General features: G+C 63.2%; 13 protein-coding genes and 1 pseudogene. 6 read left to right on the top strand and 8 right to left on the bottom strand.

Going from position 1 to position 16,921, the window contains the following annotated elements; translation table 11 throughout:
* Positions 1–190: 190 nt before the first annotated feature.
* Genes B4383_RS05970 through B4383_RS05960 form a run of 3 tightly spaced genes read right to left on the bottom strand, consistent with a single transcriptional unit; the run spans position 191 to position 3,269 of the window.
* Positions 191–1,177 carry an enoyl-CoA hydratase/isomerase family protein gene (locus B4383_RS05970; RefSeq protein ID WP_078289831.1) on the bottom strand — a complete coding sequence of 329 codons (987 nt, stop codon included), beginning with the start codon at positions 1,175–1,177 and terminating at the stop codon, positions 191–193.
* Positions 1,174–2,403, bottom strand: coding sequence for a M28 family peptidase (locus tag B4383_RS05965; RefSeq protein WP_078289833.1), 1,230 nt, complete (start codon positions 2,401–2,403; stop codon positions 1,174–1,176). The genes B4383_RS05970 and B4383_RS05965 overlap by 4 nt, the downstream gene beginning before the upstream one ends.
* Positions 2,400–3,269, bottom strand: a complete 870-nt coding sequence (locus tag B4383_RS05960) for an alpha/beta fold hydrolase (RefSeq protein WP_286143975.1) — start codon at positions 3,267–3,269, stop codon at positions 2,400–2,402. Before B4383_RS05960 ends, B4383_RS05965 begins: the two co-directional genes overlap by 4 nt.
* 80 nt (positions 3,270–3,349) lie before the next feature.
* Here B4383_RS05960 and B4383_RS05955 point away from each other — a divergent pair, with 80 nt between their 5' ends.
* Both B4383_RS05955 and B4383_RS05945 read left to right on the top strand, forming a co-directional pair.
* On the top strand, positions 3,350–3,958 hold the full coding sequence (locus B4383_RS05955; RefSeq protein ID WP_176126475.1) for a TetR/AcrR family transcriptional regulator: 609 nt from the start codon (positions 3,350–3,352) through the stop codon (positions 3,956–3,958).
* A 417-nt stretch (positions 3,959–4,375) separates the two neighbouring features.
* Positions 4,376–4,573 (top strand): annotated as a pseudogene (locus B4383_RS05945) (hypothetical protein); the annotation flags it as partial.
* 46 nt (positions 4,574–4,619) lie between these two features.
* Here B4383_RS05945 and B4383_RS05940 read toward each other — a convergent pair.
* A complete protein-coding gene (locus tag B4383_RS05940) occupies positions 4,620–5,432 on the bottom strand; it encodes a DUF1906 domain-containing protein (RefSeq protein ID WP_078289841.1) in 813 nt (270 codons plus the stop codon).
* Between the two features lie 128 nt (positions 5,433–5,560).
* Positions 5,561–7,024 carry a serine hydrolase domain-containing protein gene (locus tag B4383_RS05935; RefSeq protein WP_078289993.1) on the bottom strand — a complete coding sequence of 488 codons (1,464 nt, stop codon included), beginning with the start codon at positions 7,022–7,024 and terminating at the stop codon, positions 5,561–5,563.
* Positions 7,025–7,287: 263 nt separating this feature from the next.
* Between B4383_RS05935 and B4383_RS05930 the strand changes: the two genes are divergently transcribed.
* Complete coding sequence (locus tag B4383_RS05930) at positions 7,288–7,833, top strand: SRPBCC family protein (RefSeq protein ID WP_139360563.1); 546 nt, start codon at positions 7,288–7,290, stop codon at positions 7,831–7,833.
* On the opposite strand, the gene B4383_RS05925 is transcribed toward B4383_RS05930, so the two are convergent.
* Complete coding sequence (locus B4383_RS05925) at positions 7,830–8,450, bottom strand: FMN-binding negative transcriptional regulator (protein ID WP_078289994.1); 621 nt, start codon at positions 8,448–8,450, stop codon at positions 7,830–7,832. The two genes, B4383_RS05930 and B4383_RS05925, sit on opposite strands and share 4 nt — an antisense overlap.
* 139 nt (positions 8,451–8,589) lie before the next feature.
* Between B4383_RS05925 and B4383_RS05920 the strand changes: the two genes are divergently transcribed.
* Positions 8,590–9,849 (top strand): MFS transporter, encoded by a 1,260-nt coding sequence (locus tag B4383_RS05920; RefSeq protein WP_078289845.1) that lies wholly within the window; start codon positions 8,590–8,592, stop codon positions 9,847–9,849.
* Positions 9,850–9,877: 28 nt separating this feature from the next.
* Here B4383_RS05920 and B4383_RS05915 read toward each other — a convergent pair whose 3' ends face one another.
* Positions 9,878–10,486: a TetR/AcrR family transcriptional regulator gene (locus B4383_RS05915; protein WP_078289847.1), complete on the bottom strand. Its 609-nt coding sequence runs from the start codon at positions 10,484–10,486 to the stop codon at positions 9,878–9,880.
* 202 nt (positions 10,487–10,688) lie between these two features.
* Between B4383_RS05915 and B4383_RS05910 the strand changes: the two genes are divergently transcribed.
* Positions 10,689–11,093: an MmpS family transport accessory protein gene (locus B4383_RS05910; protein WP_078289849.1), complete on the top strand. Its 405-nt coding sequence runs from the start codon at positions 10,689–10,691 to the stop codon at positions 11,091–11,093.
* Positions 11,090–14,026 carry an RND family transporter gene (locus tag B4383_RS05905; RefSeq protein WP_078289851.1) on the top strand — a complete coding sequence of 979 codons (2,937 nt, stop codon included), beginning with the start codon at positions 11,090–11,092 and terminating at the stop codon, positions 14,024–14,026. Before B4383_RS05910 ends, B4383_RS05905 begins: the two co-directional genes overlap by 4 nt.
* A gap of 11 nt (positions 14,027–14,037) precedes the next feature.
* Here the strand turns inward: B4383_RS05905 and ppc are convergent, their stop codons facing one another.
* Positions 14,038–16,827 (bottom strand): phosphoenolpyruvate carboxylase, encoded by a 2,790-nt coding sequence (gene ppc / locus B4383_RS05900; protein ID WP_078289853.1) that lies wholly within the window; start codon positions 16,825–16,827, stop codon positions 14,038–14,040.
* Positions 16,828–16,921: the final 94 nt, after the last annotated feature.

Genomic DNA, 16,921 nt, shown 5'->3' with positions numbered 1-16,921 from the left:
GACTCCGGCGATGACTTGCGCACCGACCCCGCGGCTCCGCCGGGTGAGACGATTGCCCCAGGCTGCGGCGAGCAGTGCGTAGCAGGCGACGCTGGGCCCGGTTACGCATTCCTCAGCCGCCCACCGTTGCGTTTCATTGCGACCAGCGTCTCGGTCGGTGGTGGTGGATCGTCGCATCGTCGGATTCCGATCAGTGCGGGGCGTGTGGCTGATGGGCTGGTGTAGCGGCGGAAGACGGTGCGGGAACGCCGTGTTCGAGTAGAGGTCGCCAGCCGCGCATGATGGCGTCGTCGGTGAGTTCACCGACGTTGGACAGGTGGTCGTTGTAGGCGCTCAGGCTGCGTTCGGCTTGGCGGGTGGTGAGCGTGGTGATCAGGCTGGCGGCTTCGCGGGCCAGTGCGGTAGGGAGGGGGCGGCTGCCGTTGTCATAGACGCAGCGTTTGATTTCACGGGTGATGATCGGCGAACGCCGTGCCAGGCGTTCGGCGACGGTATGCGCACGACCGAGCAGATCGGCGCGGGGAACGACTTCGTGGACTAGGCCCAGGTTGGCGGCCTCTGCGGCGTTGAGCCAGCGCCCGTCAAGCAGCAGTTCCACGGAGCGGCTGGTGCCGATCATGCGGGTCAGCCGTTGCGTGCCGCCGGCACCGGCCAGCATGCCCAGTGCCGATTCGGGGAGCCCCATCTGGGTGTCGTCGGCCATCAGGCGGATATCGCAGGTGAGCGACAAAATGCATCCCATGCCCAGGGCAAGCCCGTTGACCGCCCCGACGACCACCTTGTCCATGCTGTTCAGGCGGTTAAGCGATCGATAGGTGCGCGCCATGAACACGACCTCGCGCGCCGGAGTAGAGCGCAGTGCCCGGTCCACGGCACGGCTGCGGGTCGCCAGGCTTGCAGCGGCCGCGGCTGCGCGCGCCGCGGTGTATCCGACCGGGAATGGGGTGGAGCGGGCGCCGCGGAGGAGGTCGGGAACATCGAAATGGGTGATGAAATGGTCGCCGTGGCCGGTGAATACCACTGCGCCGATCGAGGAGTCCCGAGCCAGCGCACGGGTGAGGTCGTCGAACGCCAGGCTCATGTCCTCGTCGAAGAAGTGTCGCGGCGGGTTGGTGAATGTGACGGTAAGCACCCGCCCCGATTGGTTGGTAGTCAGCCGAGATGTGTGGGGGCTCATTGCTGGTTTCCTTCGGTAGCCCAGGTGGTGGCGATGTGCTCGGTCAATGCGGCGGCCTGGCTGACGGTGTGCCAATCGACTTGGTCGATCGTGTCGGAGGTGCGGTGAAGGTGACTGATCCAGCCGTGCTCGTCAGACAGCAGTGAGATGGTGGTCAGCCCGGCGTGGGTGAGGCCAACGGCGTCGGTCGCGTTCGGGATCGCCCTGGTTCGTAGCTCGATCCCTAGTTCGGCGGCGCACTGTCGTGCGCGCTGCACTGCTCTTTTTGACAGCGGGTTGGTGAGGCTTTCGCGGTGCGCTACGGCCAAGGGGCCGCGGCTGCCGACAGCATCGAGGTTTATCACCAGTGTGGCCTCGGGGTCGAGCTGCCGACGATTCTGTCGCAGCCACTGGCGGATACCAGTGTTGCCGACCTCTTCGCCGCCGGGGAAGACCAGCAGGACAGTGGTGTCGGGTAGCGGGTTGGTCGTCAAACGTCGTGCGAGTTCGAGGCCGACGGCGACTCCGGTGGCGTTGTCGTTGGCCCCGGGGGTGGTGCGGCTGCGCGTCGACTGCACCATGAGCGCGGCGCTGGCCGCCAGGGCAGCGGCGCCGGCGATCCGTGCCGCCCGGGCAGGCAACGCGGTTGCTGCCAATGCCGCAAGGGTGGGCGCGTGGCTGGGGATGGCGCGGCCGGTGTGGCGTGACAGCCATTGGCTGCCAGCCACCGCGGAGCGCTGCCACATCCACCCGGTATGCGCTGCGTCGTGGTGCGCGACGACAACCAGTGTGCGGTGCGACTCGCCGGCAGCCGGGATTCGCGCGGTCACCGACGTGCCCCGGCGTGCCGGGATCAGCCGGCGTATCCATTGGCTTCTGCCGGAGACCTCGAGCTCGTAGGAGATCGTGACGAGCGCGCCCAAGGTGCGAGCGGCTCCGTGGTCGATCGCGGCGGCCAGCCCCCCGATGGCGATGTGCGCCAGATGTGGGGGCACCCACGATGAGTGGGTTCGAAAAATCGGGAGCACAACATCTTTGGCGCCGATGGCGATCAGGGAGTCGGCGATGTAGCGCGCTGAACGGTACTCGCCTGCCGTCGCCGTGCGCCGATCGAATTCGAGTAGACGGGTGACGTCATGGTGGAGCCGGTCACGCTCTGCGCCGTCCGGTGCTGGGTTAGTTCCTGCCGGTGCGGTCGCTGATATACCAGGCGTGACGGATCCGGTGGAGGTGCTTCTGGCGTTCATGGCAGGTCTTTCGTCGGAGCGGGTGGGCGTGTTGTTTGAATGAACGCCACGATCTCGCTGGTGAGCAGTTCTGGTTGGTCCTCGGAAACAAAGGTGTAGCTGTCGCCGGCGTCCACGAGACGAGCGTCGGGCAGGATCTGGGCCCAGTGCTCAGCGTGTTCGAATGGGAAGAACGGTGCACCTCGCGGCCACACCAACAGGACGGGTTTGTCGAAACTGCGCAGGACCGTAGCGGCGGCCAGGGTGTCGCGGTGATCGATTGCTGCAAGGAAGCGGGCGGTGTCGCGGCGCACCTCGCCGCTGGTGAGCATCGGATGTACCCACGCAGCGGCGATGTCGTCGGGGACACCGTGTTTGGCCAAGGTGCGGTACACGAGGCGGCGCACGAAACGGCTGCGGAGCGGTTGCACCCCAACCGCCAAGAGGCCCGGAACTTGTGCGACGTGTTGCAGGATGCGAATGGACGGCGGTAGGAAGTTGTCGAATGAATCGCACGGAGTCAACACGACGCGCGCGATGCGGTCGTGGCGCCCGGAAGCCAGGAGTAGTTGCACGATCGCGCCCCCGGTGTCGGTGGCAACTAGCGTGACATCCCGCAAATCCACGACGTCGAGAAACTCTACGAGCAGGGCCGCCACTGCTCGTGGTGACATCTTCGCGTCTGCGTGCATCGGCAGCAGGTGAGAGCCCAACGGCAAGTTGGGGGCGACAACGCGGAATCCCGCAGAGCCTAAGGGGGATTCCAGCTTGCGCCAGACCGCCGAATCCACGAACACGCCGTGCACGAACACCACCGCCGGCCCGTCACCGCCGTCACGGTACCGAATCCGTCCGGCCGACAACTCGACCTCTCGTAATGAAGCCACGGGTCCTCCGTTCGCCGGGGTGCGCATGTACAGAGTAACACTCTGTGAAAAAGTCGTGTTCGGCGAGTATGCTTCACTCCATGAAAGTGGTCAAGCCTCGGCGGCGCGACATCAGCGCAGCCTTGACCCGCACGGCGGTGCTGAACGCGGCACGAGATCTGTTCATCGCCAAGGGTTTCGAAGCAACATCGATCGATGAAATAGCCCGCGCCTCCGAATCCAGCAATGGCGCGGTGTACCACCACTTTCGAGACAAACAAGAGATCTTCGCCGAGCTGTTCCAGGACAGTCAGGCCGCAGTTCTGCAAACCGCGATCGCGGCGATGCCTAGCGAAGCCTCTGCATGGGAGCGTGTCGAACTCGCCACCCGCGCATTCCTGCGCAGCTACGTCCTCGACGCCGACGCCCGCGCCCTGCTCGCACAGGCGATCAGTGTGCTCGGATGGGACAGGGTGCGCCAGCTCGACGAAAAGCAATCGTTGCCGATGATTCGAGCCACCCTCACCCACGCTATCGAGACCGGTGAATCCAAACCCGTGCCCGTCACGGCGACCGCAGACATTCTCTTCAGCGTCTACTGCAACGCCGTGCTGTTCGTCGCCGCCAGCGAAAACCCCGACCAAGCCGCACGAGATGCCGAAACAGTCATCGCCACGTTGCTCAGCGGAATGCGCGCCGCACCCTCTTGAGGGTGGCCACGGTAACCCAGCCGGTCCCGGCCACATCCGGCCGCATAAAAGCCGGCGCCAACCGACACCAACTTTAGTGCGCCAAATGTTCTTGATGCCGCCCGCCGTCCGCGGTCTCACCGGCCGTGTACATCGGAAGTCAGCGTGGCGCGCTGGGCAGACGCTGAAATTCGCGAACACTCAATCAGCGATGTCACGCGCCGACGCAGATATTCGCCACCAAACGACGCCGACATTCGCGTTCAAGGCCACGGCGCTAATGCTGCAACTTTGAATGAATACGCGCCGCTCACCTGAATTGGGTCGGTATTTCAGCAGGATTTGGTAGTCAGATATTTGTTGGTGCTGATGACTAGCGTCAGCAATGACAGTGCCGCCGCTGCGGCGCACCCGGCGCCCGGTATCGCTTTGTCGGTCAACTGGTTCGACACCGTGCAGGAGAGCCAGGTGCTTGCCGGCCAGCGGGAGTTCCGCGGACGCCTCAGCGACGCCGGTATCCCACACGAGTTTCGTGAGGAGCCCGGCGGCCGCGTCTTCCGGCCCAACATGTTCGTGCTCGACCTCGACGGGATCATCGCGCGGCTGCGCCCCGCGAGTAGCAGCGTGGCCGTTTGAGACCTCGTCGACAGCCACCGACGTGGCGGGTCGGTGCTCTACGACCTCATTGATGGAAGTTCCACTGGCCGACATCCTGGGCCAGGGCATCGCTGACGTCGACTTCGAGCCCGCCAACCACCGGGCCCGGATTGGACGCGGTGCTCACGATGCGCTGGTAGAGGACCGCGCCGGAGAAGACCTGGCCGCGAGACCAGGACCGGGTCTGCCAGGCCCACACGTGGCCGGGCGACCGTGAGTTACCGATCACGCCATCGGCGGCGGCCCACTGGCACGGATTGACACCCCCGTAGATGCCGGTGCGCTGCACCCCCAACACCGAATTGATACCCCGAAACCACGGCAGCGCAACGTCATTCCAGGTGTCGCGGTTGATGTCGTCATCGACGGAGAAGAAGACCGGTGCGCTCTGGCCGCCGCCGGCCGCGGTGTGCAGCTGCCAGGCGGTGCGAGCGTCCTCGACGCCGCCGGAGAATCCACGCGTGAAATCCGAAGGCGCTGTGCCACCGGGCTTTCCGTATTGGAAATTGCTGACGATCACCAGCCCGGCTGCGGTGAGCGCCTGGGCGTAGGGCCGGGTGATCGGTTTGGCGCCCATGGAGGAGCCGGGACGTGACGTGGAGACGTAATTGATCACTCCCGCGTGCCCGGCGGCCTTGATGTGCTCCGCGGGAATCTGGCGCATGGCGAAGTCGATCAATGTAGGAGCGGCGGCCGAGGCCGTCGGTGTGCCGGCACCAAGTGATGCCGCACCCAACCCGGCGAATGCCGATACCGCAGTGGCGTAGCGCAGCGCGTCACGCCGGGTTACCGGACGTGAGGTGCGCCGAAGGCTGTCAGTCCCCGACGAGTCTTGCATTGCGCGATGTTAACAAAGTGACTGATGTTAAAGCTGTCGCCTCGACGGCCCTTGCATAACGCTCTTGTATCAATGCGAAGGATCTCGTGATCGTCACGGGCGCAGGCGTTCTCGATTGCAGGGCCCGATTAGTTGCTGTAGAGATGCAGAATCTGTGCGGCTGTTGTAGCGATATCGCCGCTCAGCCTCACGATGGGTGGGCCGCCTCGTTGATGGATGACGTTCGCCAGGACGATTACGTACGTGTCCGACCTTGGGTCCAGCCACAGCGACACCCCGGTGAAGCCGGAGTGGCCGAAGCTGCCGGCGGGAAAGAGCATTCCGCGCGGCTTGGACAGTTCGGTATCGATATCCCAGCTGAAGCCGCGGAGGTTCTGTCCGGCGATGGCCGGGTATCTCGGTGCAAGCAGGGGATCTGTTGGGTTAGGGGCCTTTTCGATGGCCTGGCGGATGGCGTCGTTAGCGGCATTGAGTTGCGCGGGGGTATGGCCGGGCTGCTGCGGACTCGTCATCAATTCCAGGGTGGATTGTTTCAGCGGGAACGGGCTCGCGCGCCCGGCGAGCCGATCGAGAAGCGCTTGGGAGTACCGGCCGACATCGTCGGCGGTCGAGAACACACCAGCGCTGCCGGCCACACCGCCCATCCGGCGCGCGGTCGGGTCATGCACGGTGCCGCGAATCAGATGGTCGTAGTTGGGGTTGAGGCCTGGGGAGTCTTCGTCATGAGCAGTCGGCGCGATGCGTGTCAACAGCTCGGTGCTCCAGGTACCTGCTGAGCACGGGGTATGCGCGGCCGTGTCGAAAGCAATTGCCGTACCGATGATTTGACGAGAGCCACACGACTTCGCCGCGGGAAGGTATCGAGTGTCGGCCATGCCCAACGGCGCAAAGACATTGTTCTGCACATAAACATCCAAGGACTCGCCGGTGATCTTTTCGATGAGTGCTCCGAGGATGATGAAGTTGATATCGGAGTAATGGAACGTCGTGCCGGGGTCGAATGCCAACGGGGCGGTGAGTGCGCGATGGATGCCGTCGGCCTTGTCTGCTTCTGTCAGTCCCCACGGGCCCTGATGGCTCAAGTCACCTCCGGCGCCCGAGGTGTGAGTGAGCAGCATACGAAGCGTCACCTGGGCGCGGCATGGGTCGTGGGCGGGGTTGAAGTCCGGTAGATACGTCTGCACGGGCTCGTCGATTCCCACCAGGCTCTTTTCGTACAGCTGGAGAAGGGCCACGCTTGTCGCAAGGGGTTTGGTCAACGATGCCAGGTCGAAAATCGTGTCTGTGGTCATCGGTTCGGCGGGGGAGGGCGACCCATCCAGGCCTGGTTCGTCGGGGAGCTTGCGCCACCCGAAAGCCTGCCGGAAGACGATCTTGCCGGCGTGTCCAATTTCAACCACCGCACCAGGCAGTCGAGGTGCCGCAACCGCGTCGTTCACGAGTTGGGTGACTGGTGCGAAAGGACCGTGGGGAACCACGCTCGGCGCAGGGGTCGGATGCACTGAGTTCCCGCACGAAGGCACCCCGGCGAGGGCCAGTAAAACGGCGACGACGGCACAGGCCCGGACGACGCACGATCCCGATACGGTCACAAGCTCGACGGTAGTTGAGCGGCAGGCACGGGAAGGGTCGTCGAGCGGCAGAACCACGAACTTCCCGGGGTGCACCGACGGCCGACGGCTACGAGGATGGATTCAGTGGAACATCTACGTGGTGACGGGTGCACCGCTGGCGCAAACCGGGGGTTCTCCAGTCTGGTGATTGGCAACAACGTGCGCTGGGACCTGTCACACACTTCAGGTGGGTAGCGCCGAAGCCCCTTCCTCCGATCGTGGCGTCCCCTAGGTTCGTTCCAGTGAGTACAACGCAGTACGGACGCGCGAGGAGCACCATGGTGAAGAACCCGCTTCGTCGTCCGGCCGAGGTACTACGCACGGAAACCGCCGAAAGTGTGCGCGACGAGTACTCGGTGCAGGTGTCCGCACCGCCGGAACAGTTGTGGGACATGGCTTCCGATATCACCCGCATGGGCCGCTTCAGCCCGGAGAACCGTGCCGGGTGGTGGCTGAAACCCTCGGCTGCCCCTGTGGTGAACTCGTGGTTCATCGGGGTCAACCGCATTGGACCGGTTATCTGGGCGACGCCGTGCCGCGTGACGGCACTGGAGCCTGGCCGTCATTTTGAGTTCAAGGTCTATCTCGTCGGCACGGTATGGGGCTACTACCTGGATCCCGATGAGGACGGCGGTGTCATGGTCACCGAATACCGCGAATGGCCTCGCTCGGCATTTCTTCACCGAGTGTTGCGCTGGTCTGGTCCGTTCGGCAGGCCGCGTGACGTCCTTGCGCTGGACGGACTGCACCGCTCGTTGCAACGCATCAAGGAGACCGCGGAGGGCTAGTCCCCGGAGCTCCGGGTCTCCACGCACTTGGCGACGCGTTGGTCTGCCGGGTTGGGGGACTGGCGTAGTCCGTCGATGACGCCGGTGCGATTGCGTTCGGGCTGGTTTTGGGACATCTTCGTCTTGCCTTCGACACGATCGATGCTCAGTTCGATCCCGACGATGGCGCGTATCTGTGCGGTGGTGAATGCCTCTGGCGCATCATCGATTCCCCACGGTGACTCCCTGTTCTGCTCATGCCGGTCCGTGAGTTCGGCGACGAGCGTGCGTACCCAGTCTGCATCGTCATGAGCGGTGAGATTGCCGTGAACGGCGATGACTTCGTAGTTCCAGGTGGGCACCACCTTGCCGGTCTCGCCTTTGGTGGCATAGAAACTCGGGGAGATGTACGCCTGCGGCCCGGGAAAGATCGCGACGGCCGGTCCACTTCGTTGCCAGTGCGGGTTGGCCCGAGAGACATGCCCCACCACAGTGTTGGTCGCGGCCCGATAGAGCAGGGGAACCGGTGTCACCAGGTATCCGTCGGCGTCGTGGGTGACGAGGTGTGCCAGGCCGACTTCGGAGAGCGCCGCGGCTGTCTCGTCGTCCCGTATCGCGAAGCTCTTCGGTACGTACACGAGCTTATTGTCCTCAACCACTGTGGTGAAGCGAGCGAGATAACCGGGCTCTGCCTCGTCAACGCGAACGATCTCGTCCCCAGCGGCCCTCGCGCAAGACCACCTACAGTGGTTGTTCGAAGAACATCGAGAGGACCGTATGTCTACGGAAACGCCTGTTACACGCCTTGAGGCGGATGTCAGGGTTGTGCAGCCGCGCGCCTTCCTGCCGGTCTTTCTGCTGGCCTACTTCGCCTCCGCGGTCGCGCTGCTTGCCGCCGGTGCGGTGAGCATCCCCCTGCGTCTTGCCGAGCTTGACCCAGGACACAAGACCCAGGCGCTGTCGCTGACGATGGCTCTCGGTGGAATTGCGATCATCGTGGTGACACCGCCGCTGGGCCATCTCAGCGACACATCTCTCTCGCGATTCGGTATCCGCAGGCCGTTTCTCGTGGGAGGCACCCTCATCGGGGTGGTGGGTCTGACGACATTGGCCACGGCACCCACGGTCGGCGGGGTCGTCGCTGGCTGGTGCATCACCCAGATAGGTTTCGCGGCAACGCTTGTAGTGTTTAACGCACTGTTGGCAGATCAGATATCGGTCGCCATCCGCGCACGTGTTGCGGCGGTGTTCGGCATCTCCACCAGCCTGGCGCCCGTGGTCGGTAGTGTTTTCATCAACGTCTTGCCCAACGACCCCCGGTGGTGGTTCGGTCTCCCGGCGGTGATGGCGCTGCTGTTCAACGGCGCCGCCGTACTTGTTCTGCGCGACATCGTCCGCACGCACCGGGTCCCCCGAAGCTGGCAGGCGATCCTGGCCAGCTATTGGATAAATCCCAGGAAGCACCAGGATTTCGCGTGGGCGTGGATCTGCCGGCTCTTCGTCACGATGTCGGTGCTGTTGGTGACGGTCTACATGCTGTACATCGTGGCGGGCACCCTGGGGTTGTCCGAGCATGAGGCGGCCGCCAAGTACGGCGTGATCATCGGCGCCTTCTTGATCACCAATATGCTCACCGCAGCGGTATCTGCCTGGTGGTCGGATCGCACCGGGCGGCGCAAGGGCATCGTTTGGGCCTCGTGCCTGATCACGGCGGTCGGCCTGGTGATTCTGTTGCTGTTCAAAGACTTTCATGCACTCCTGCTCGGCGCGGCGGTAATCGGAGCCGGGCAGGGTGCCTACGCCGCGGTGGACTTGGCGCTGATGACGGAGGTGCTCCCCGAGACGGAGTCGTCGGGGAAAGACCTTGGCGTGGTGGCCATGGCGTACCTGCTGCCGCAGCTGCTTGTCCCCCTGCTGGCCACCGCGCTATTCGGGTTGCACCATGACCAAGGAGATTTCAGCGTCCTGTACCTCGCGTCGATGATGCTGTCGGTCCTCGGTGCGCTGGCGGTGCTTCCGATCAAAGCCGTGCGATAGCAGCGGCCGTCTGCGGGATCGGATGCGGTCACTCCTCGTGGGGTTCGATGTAGGAGGCCACCGCGGCGTAGAAGATCTCGACGTAGATGTCGATCATGTGTTGGCGGTTTAAGTCGGGACGGGATTGCCACCAGTGTCCGAGGCGCTCAGCGGCCCCGGACATGGCGTGGGCGAGACCTTCGGCGAACAGCTCAGGTATGCCTGGCCGATCCTTGATGATCAGTCGGTACGTCGTCTGGATGTTGTCCAACCGCAGGGCAGTGAGTTCTTCTCGTGATTCGGCCGGCAGCACCGCGGCGCTGCCGTAAATAAGCTCCCACCGCTCGGGATGGGTCTCTAGGAGCTCAAAGAACAGGTCGGCGGCGGTGGCGAACTGTTCTCGCACCGCCAACGAGGCGTCAACTCGCAAGATCAGTGCCTGCGCGAAGTCGGCTTGTGCTCGGCGAGCGCAGGCTAAATATGCGCCATCTTTGGTGGTGAAGTGGCGGTAGGCGATGGGCTTCGTGACGCCCGCGGCCTGGGCGATATCACCCAACGACACCGCGGCGAAGCCGCGCTCAAAGAACAACTGCTCGGCAGTGTCGAGTAGGTGGGTGTGACGCAGCACCCACGGTTGACGTGTCGAGCTGGCCTCCATGAGCCAACAGCCTAGCCCACTTGTTACTTTCGGTAACAAGAGTTATGTTACTCGTAGTAACAAAGGATTCTGTGGTCGCAAGGAGCATGTGATGAGGGGATTCGATGGTCGTGGTGCATTCCGCTCCCGACACACCGCCTCGAAGACGAGCAGTCGCAAACGGTCGAGTGGCCGTGCGGGGCGAATCCTCGGCACGTTGTGGATGCCCTTGGTGGCGCTGATCGTCGTCGCGGTCGTCGCGTTCGGCGTCAATCGGATTCGAGAGAAGTCGCAGGCGATTAGCCACCCGCCGACTACCCGTCCGATTCCGGCCACGGTTGTTCAGATCAATCCCAAGAACGTCACCTACGAGGTGTTCGGCAATTTGGGAGCTAGCGGGAAAGTGTCCTATGCAAATCTCAAGAGCGAACCGGTTGATGTCGTGCTGACATCACTGCCGTGGTCTGTCTCTGAAACCACGATGTCGTCGGCTGCGTCGCTGAGCCTGGTCGCTCAGGTCGATGGAGACTCGTTGGGCTGCCGCATCCGGGTCAATGGCGAGGTCCGTGAGGAACAGGTCGTCAACCATGCTGGTGCCGCGGTTGCATGCACGGTGACGGCAGCATGACGTCGGGTCAGCAGCCGCCGGAGGACGCGGATACCGGTCCGGTGCAGGTACCTTCCGCACCGCCGGTGGTGAAGGAGCCCGGGAAGCGACCTGGGCCAGTGCGATTGCTTCGGGTGCTCGCGATTCCGGTGGTGATTTTCTGGGTAGTGGCTGCCGCCGCGCTGAACATCTTCGTGCCCACCCTGGAAGAAACCACCGCGGCCAACGCCAAGGCGATGATTCCGCGTGATGCACCTTCGTCGGCCGCTGCCATCACCCAGGGGCAGGACTTCCAGGAGTCCGATTACACGAGCATGGCGGTGGTTGTCCTAGAAACAAAGGGCCGCACGCTCGGCGAGCAGGACCATCGTTACTACGACGAGATGGTCCGCCGTCTGCTTGACGACAAAGAGCATGTGCAGTCGCTGATGAATCTGTGGGGCGACCCGGTGACCATGTCGGGTCAGCAGAGCGCGGACGCGCAGTCGGCAACGCTGACGGTCAGACCTGCCGGAGATTTGGGTGATGCCGATTCGAACAGATCGATCAAGGCCATCCGCGGCGTCATCGAGAAGCTGGATAAGGACAAGCCCGAGGGTCTCACGGTCTACGTGAGTGGCCCCGCACCCCTGGCCTCGGACACCCTCAACGCCGCCGATGAAAGCATGGTCACACTGACCATCGTCACCGTTGTGGTGATCATCGCCATGCTGCTCATCGCCTACCGCTCGTTCACCCGGGCGATCATCCCGTTGATCGGCGTCCTGATCACGTTGGCGACGGCCCGCGGCGTCGTTTCGCTCCTGGTCGAGAATCACATCATCGGGATCTCATCGTTCGCGATGAACATGGCGGTGTCTTTGGTCCTGGGTGTGGCTACCGACTACGGGATCTTCTACCTGGGTCGCTTTCAGGAGGCCCGGCGCGCGGGGGAGGACCGCGAAACGGCCTACTACACCTCGGTGCGCAGCGTGGCCCATGTCGTTCTGGGATCGGGTGTCGCCATATCGGGTGCGTGCCTGTGCCTGAGCCTCACGACCCTCGACTACTTCCGTACGCTCGGTCCGCCGTGTTTCGTGGCCATGGTCGTGGCCGTCATCGCCGCACTCACGCTGGGTCCGGCGCTGCTCACCCTGGGGAGCAAGGTGCCCTGGTTGTCCGAGCCGGCCAAGACCAGCCCGGTCTGGCGCAAGTTGGGAACGGCCATCGCCAAGTGGCCCGCCGCGATGATTGCGGTTGCGGCGCTGGTGATTCCGTTGTGCATTGCGAACCTGGCCAACTACACGGTCAGCTACAACGATCGTGATTACGCGCCCAAGAGCGTCGAGTCGTCTCGCGGGTATGACGCCGCGGATCGGCATTTCCAGCCAAGTCAGCTCTCGATCGACACGCTGTACATCAAGGCCGATCACGACATGCGCAACACCACCGACATGATCAGCCTGGATCGCATCGCCAAGAATATTGTTCGTACGCCGGGTATTTCGATGGTGCAGAGCATCACCCGGCCCAACGGCCGACCCTTGGAGCACGCCTCGCTGCCCTACGCGATGGGTTCGATGGGAACCAAGATCGGTCAGAATCTCGGGTTCCTGAAAGACCGCGTCGCCGATATCGACACCATGGCCGCGCGGATGGGCGACATGATGCAGTTGAGTAAGAACATGGCGGACATCACCGGTCAGCTGTCCGCGGGCACGCAGATGTCTGTGGAAGCTTCTCGGGGTCTGAAGGCCGCGATGGACAAGACGCGCGACAACCTGGCCACCTTCGATGATTTCTTCCGGCCGGTGCGCAACTATTTGTATTGGGAGCCGCACTGCTTCGACATCCCGATCTGTTGGGCCATGCGCTCGCTGAACGAATCGGTCGACAATATTGACGAGGCGACTTCGCAGCTCGGCCCAATGGTCGATGGACTGAGCATGGTGGACGCGGCCACGCCGCAGATGATCACGCAGCTCAATGCGATGGTGCAGAACATGGCCGTCATGCAGCAGCTGACCTTGACGATGCAAAGTCTGTTCCACGCCACCATTGCCCAGCTCGAACCCATGATTAATCCGATGGTCGATATGGGCAAGGCGTTCGATAACGCCAAGAACGACGACTTCTTCTTCATGCCGCCTGAGTCGTTCAAGACCAAGGACTTTCAGACCGGCCTGAAGTTCATGATGACACCCGACGGCAAGGGCGCCCGGATTTTGATCTACCACCAGGGCGAGGCCATGAGCCCGGAGGGCATCGATCAGATCCAGCGGGCTGAGGCCGCCGCGCACGAGGCGATCAAGGGGACGTCGTTGTCCAATGTTGATCTGCTGGTGGCTGGTGCATCTGCCAATTACCGTGACGTCCAGGCATTTTCCCAGAACGACATCCTGACGATGATGTTGGCGACGTTCGGACTGGTGTTCCTGATCGTCATGGTCATTACCCGAACCCTCGCTGGTTCGGTGATTGTCTTGATTACCGTGGTGCTGTCTTTCCTGGGCTCCCTCGGACTGGCCGCCTTCATCTGGGAAACCCTGATAGGAATTGAATTACATTGGCTGACACTGCCCATCGCGTTCATCGTGCTGGTGGGCGTGGGCTGTGACTATAACCTGCTATTGCTTTCCCGGTACCGGGAGGAGTTGCACGCAGGTATCCGCACGGGCCTGATCCGCACCATCGCGGGGTCCGGCAACGTCGCCGTCACCGCGGCCTTCGTGCTGGCCGGCACCATGCTGGCGATGCTGTCCAGCGATGTGGTCAATATCGGCCAGGCCGGATCGACCATCTGTATCGGACTGATCTTCGACATGATGATCGTTCGCCTGTTCCTGGTCATGCCGCTAGCCCGGATACTCGGACCATGGTTCTGGTGGCCCCAGAAGCTGCCCACACGCAAACGCGCCACGTTCAGGGACGAGCCCGAACTCGGCCCGCAGCCAGACGAGACGGTCAGCGCGTGAGCATCCAGCGGCTATCCGCTGTTGCGCAGCGCTGTGGCCAGACCGCTCATCGTGAGCAGTATCCCGCGCTGCACCAGTTCGTCTTGGTCGCCAGAACGGTATCGACGCAGCAGTTCAACTTGTAGGTGGTTGAGCGGCTCCAGATAGGGAAAACGGTTGAACACCGAACGTGCCAGTGCCGGGTTGTCGGCAAGCAGGTCGTCATGTCCGGTAATCAGCTGATGCATGGCGATGGTTCTGTCGTGTTCAGCCACGATCTTGTCGAAAACCCGGTGCCGCAGCGCTTCGTCATCAACGAGTTCGGCATAGCGGGCCGCCAATCCCATGTCTGACTTGGCCAGAACCTGAGCCATGTTGGAGAGGACCGTTTGAAAGAACGGCCATTGACGGTAGAGCTGCTGCAACACTTCAAGTCGTCCATCACCTTCGGCGATCCACTGTTCGATCGCGGCTCCCGTGCCGTACCAGCCGGGCAGCATCACCCGCGATTGGCTCCACGCTAAAACCCATGGGATAGCGCGCAGGTCGGCGATCGATGTGGTGGGTTTCCGCGACGTGGGCCGACTGCCGATATTGAGGGCCCCGATCTCGTTGACTGGCGTCGACGCCTTGAAATACTCGACAAATCCGGGTGTTTCGTGCACCAATTCGCGGTAGGCGCGCTGAGCGCGCGCGGCGAGGTCATCGAGTATTTCGTACGCTGCGCCAGCCGCCTGTCCCAAACCTTCGACATCGAGCAGCGTCGACTCCAGGGTTGCGGCCAGCAGTGTCTCGAGGTTGCGATGGGCGGTGCGTGGTTCGGCGTACTTGGCGGCGATTACTTCGCCCTGTTCGGTGATACGAAGCGACCCGGCCACCGCCCCCGGTGGTTGCGCCAGGATGGCGTCGTAACTCGGACCACCGCCGCGGCCCACGGTGCCTCCGCGACCATGGAAGAGCCGCAATCGAATTCCGGTCTTGCGCGCGGATTCCACCAAGTCCAGTTCGGCGCGGTACAGGGCCCAGTTGGCGGCCAGGTAGCCACCATCCTTGTTGGAATCCGAGTACCCGAGCATGACCTCTTGGCTTTCGCCTCGGGACGCCACCAGGGCGCGGTACAGCGGAAGTTCCAGTGCCGCCTCGAGAATAGCGGAGCCGCGTTGCAGATCGTCGATCGTCTCGAACAGCGGCACGATGCCCACGGGGCAGAATGGCCGCGGTCGGGAAGCGTCCAGCAGGCCTGCCTCTTTGAGGAGAATCGCCGCCTCCAACATATCCGAAACGGATTGGCACATCGAGATGATGTAGTTGGGAACTGCCCTAGGGCCGTATGTCTGAACGGCCCGTGCGGCGGCAGCGACGATATCGAGTTCCTTGCGGGCAAGCTCGGAGAGCTCCGCATCCTCGCCGATCAAGGGGCGGCGAGTACGTAGCTCGGCGAGCAGTACCTCGATGCGCTCCGGCTCCGACAGCGATCGATAGTTGGCGTGCACCCCGGCCCACGCGAGTAGCTCGGACACCACCTCTTCGTGGACATCCGAATTCTGTCGCATATCCAGACCGCTGAGATGAAAACCGAAGACATGAACAGCTTCTCGTAGCACGCGCAGACGATCGTCGGCTAGTACCACGCTGCCGTGTGCGCGTAGTGAAGCGTCCACGACGTCTAGGTCGCTGAGCAATTCATCCGGCGTGTGGTACGGACTCAGGTCGAGATCCAGATCGTGCTCGGGCATCTGGTCAAGGATCTGGGCAGCGGTCGCGGTGAGACGCGCATGAATGACGCGCAGTGCACGACGGTAGGGCTCGTCTGCCCGCTCGGTCTCGCCACCTTGTTCGGCCAACGCGGTCAGGTCGGCAGAAACCGTGACCAGGCGGATCGATAGGGAGAGCTCCTGCTCGAGTGCCACCAATTGTTCGAAGTAGTAGGCAACGGCCGTCTGGGCGGCGCTGCTCGTCGCAAGATGCACTACCTCGGCGGTGACGTTCGGATTTCCGTCCCGGTCGCCGCCAATCCAGGATCCAGGCCGCAGGATCGGCTCGCTGAGCAGTTGCGTATCCGGCCACCGGCGGCGTAACGCCTTGCGGACCTCGGCGTTGATCTCAGGTATCACCTCGAAGAACGCCGCCTGGTAGTACCGCAGCCCGACCGCGATCTCGTCTTGAATTTTTAACCGGGACAAGCGGATCAATGCCGTCTGCCACAGTGTGAGAATCTGCCGCCGCAGTTCGCTCTCGATATCGCGGCCGGTTTCGGTACGCGTCAGCCCATGCATCCGTAGTCGCATGAGCTCGGTGACGCGATGCTGGGTATCGAATACGGTACGGCGGCGTGTCTCGGTAGGGTGGGCGGTAATAACCGGCGACACCAGTGCGCCGGTCAGCGCGCGCGTGACGCGATTTGAATCTATCTGCGCAGCATCGAGTTTCAGGTACGTGGCGGCGAGGCTGCTGTCCTGCGGTGGTGCGCCCGCGATGACGTGGACGGCGCGACGACGCTCCCGATGAATATCCTCCGCGACATTGGCCAGCAGCGCGAAATGGGTGAAGGCCCGAATGACGGGGATGGCTTGGTGAATGTCGACGCCGTCGAACAGGTCTGCCAGCTCGGCGCGGTCGATCTCCGATCGGCGCACCCGGAATGACTCCACCCGCGCCCGCTCGACGAGTTCGAAGACCTCGTCGCCGCACTGCTCACGTACCGTTCGGCCCAAGATGGTGCCCAGGAGCCGGATGTCTTCACGCATCGGCTCGGTGGCCTCCCGGCCCACCTGCGTCCGGGTAACCGCGCCTATCGGTGCAAGATCCGAAACTTCAGCCATAAGTCGAGTATCCGTGGCAACGCGGCTGTTCGCACGATGAGCACGGTTGTTTACTGGCGCTCCCGCCGCCCCAACGCGGCAGGGTGTGTCTTGG

The organism is Mycobacterium sp. D16R24 (assembly GCF_002013385.1).
In the GTDB taxonomy this organism is placed as follows: domain Bacteria; phylum Actinomycetota; class Actinomycetes; order Mycobacteriales; family Mycobacteriaceae; genus Mycobacterium.
This window is presented reverse-complemented; position numbering and strand designations above follow the sequence as displayed.

Excerpts from the sequence above, each read along its gene's own strand:
- B4383_RS05970 (WP_078289831.1), bottom strand. The coding sequence starts at position 1,177 with ATGAGCCCCCACACATCTCGGCTGACTACCAACCAATCGGGGCGGGTG.
- B4383_RS05965 (WP_078289833.1), bottom strand. The coding sequence starts at position 2,403 with ATGAACGCCAGAAGCACCTCCACCGGATCCGTCACGCCTGGTATATCA.
- B4383_RS05955 (WP_176126475.1), top strand. The coding sequence starts at position 3,350 with ATGAAAGTGGTCAAGCCTCGGCGGCGCGACATCAGCGCAGCCTTGACC.
- B4383_RS05940 (WP_078289841.1), bottom strand. The coding sequence starts at position 5,432 with ATGCAAGACTCGTCGGGGACTGACAGCCTTCGGCGCACCTCACGTCCG.
- B4383_RS05920 (WP_078289845.1), top strand. The coding sequence starts at position 8,590 with ATGTCTACGGAAACGCCTGTTACACGCCTTGAGGCGGATGTCAGGGTT.
- B4383_RS05915 (WP_078289847.1), bottom strand. The coding sequence starts at position 10,486 with ATGGAGGCCAGCTCGACACGTCAACCGTGGGTGCTGCGTCACACCCAC.
- B4383_RS05910 (WP_078289849.1), top strand. The coding sequence starts at position 10,689 with ATGCCCTTGGTGGCGCTGATCGTCGTCGCGGTCGTCGCGTTCGGCGTC.
- B4383_RS05905 (WP_078289851.1), top strand. The coding sequence starts at position 11,090 with ATGACGTCGGGTCAGCAGCCGCCGGAGGACGCGGATACCGGTCCGGTG.
- ppc (WP_078289853.1), bottom strand. The coding sequence starts at position 16,827 with ATGGCTGAAGTTTCGGATCTTGCACCGATAGGCGCGGTTACCCGGACG.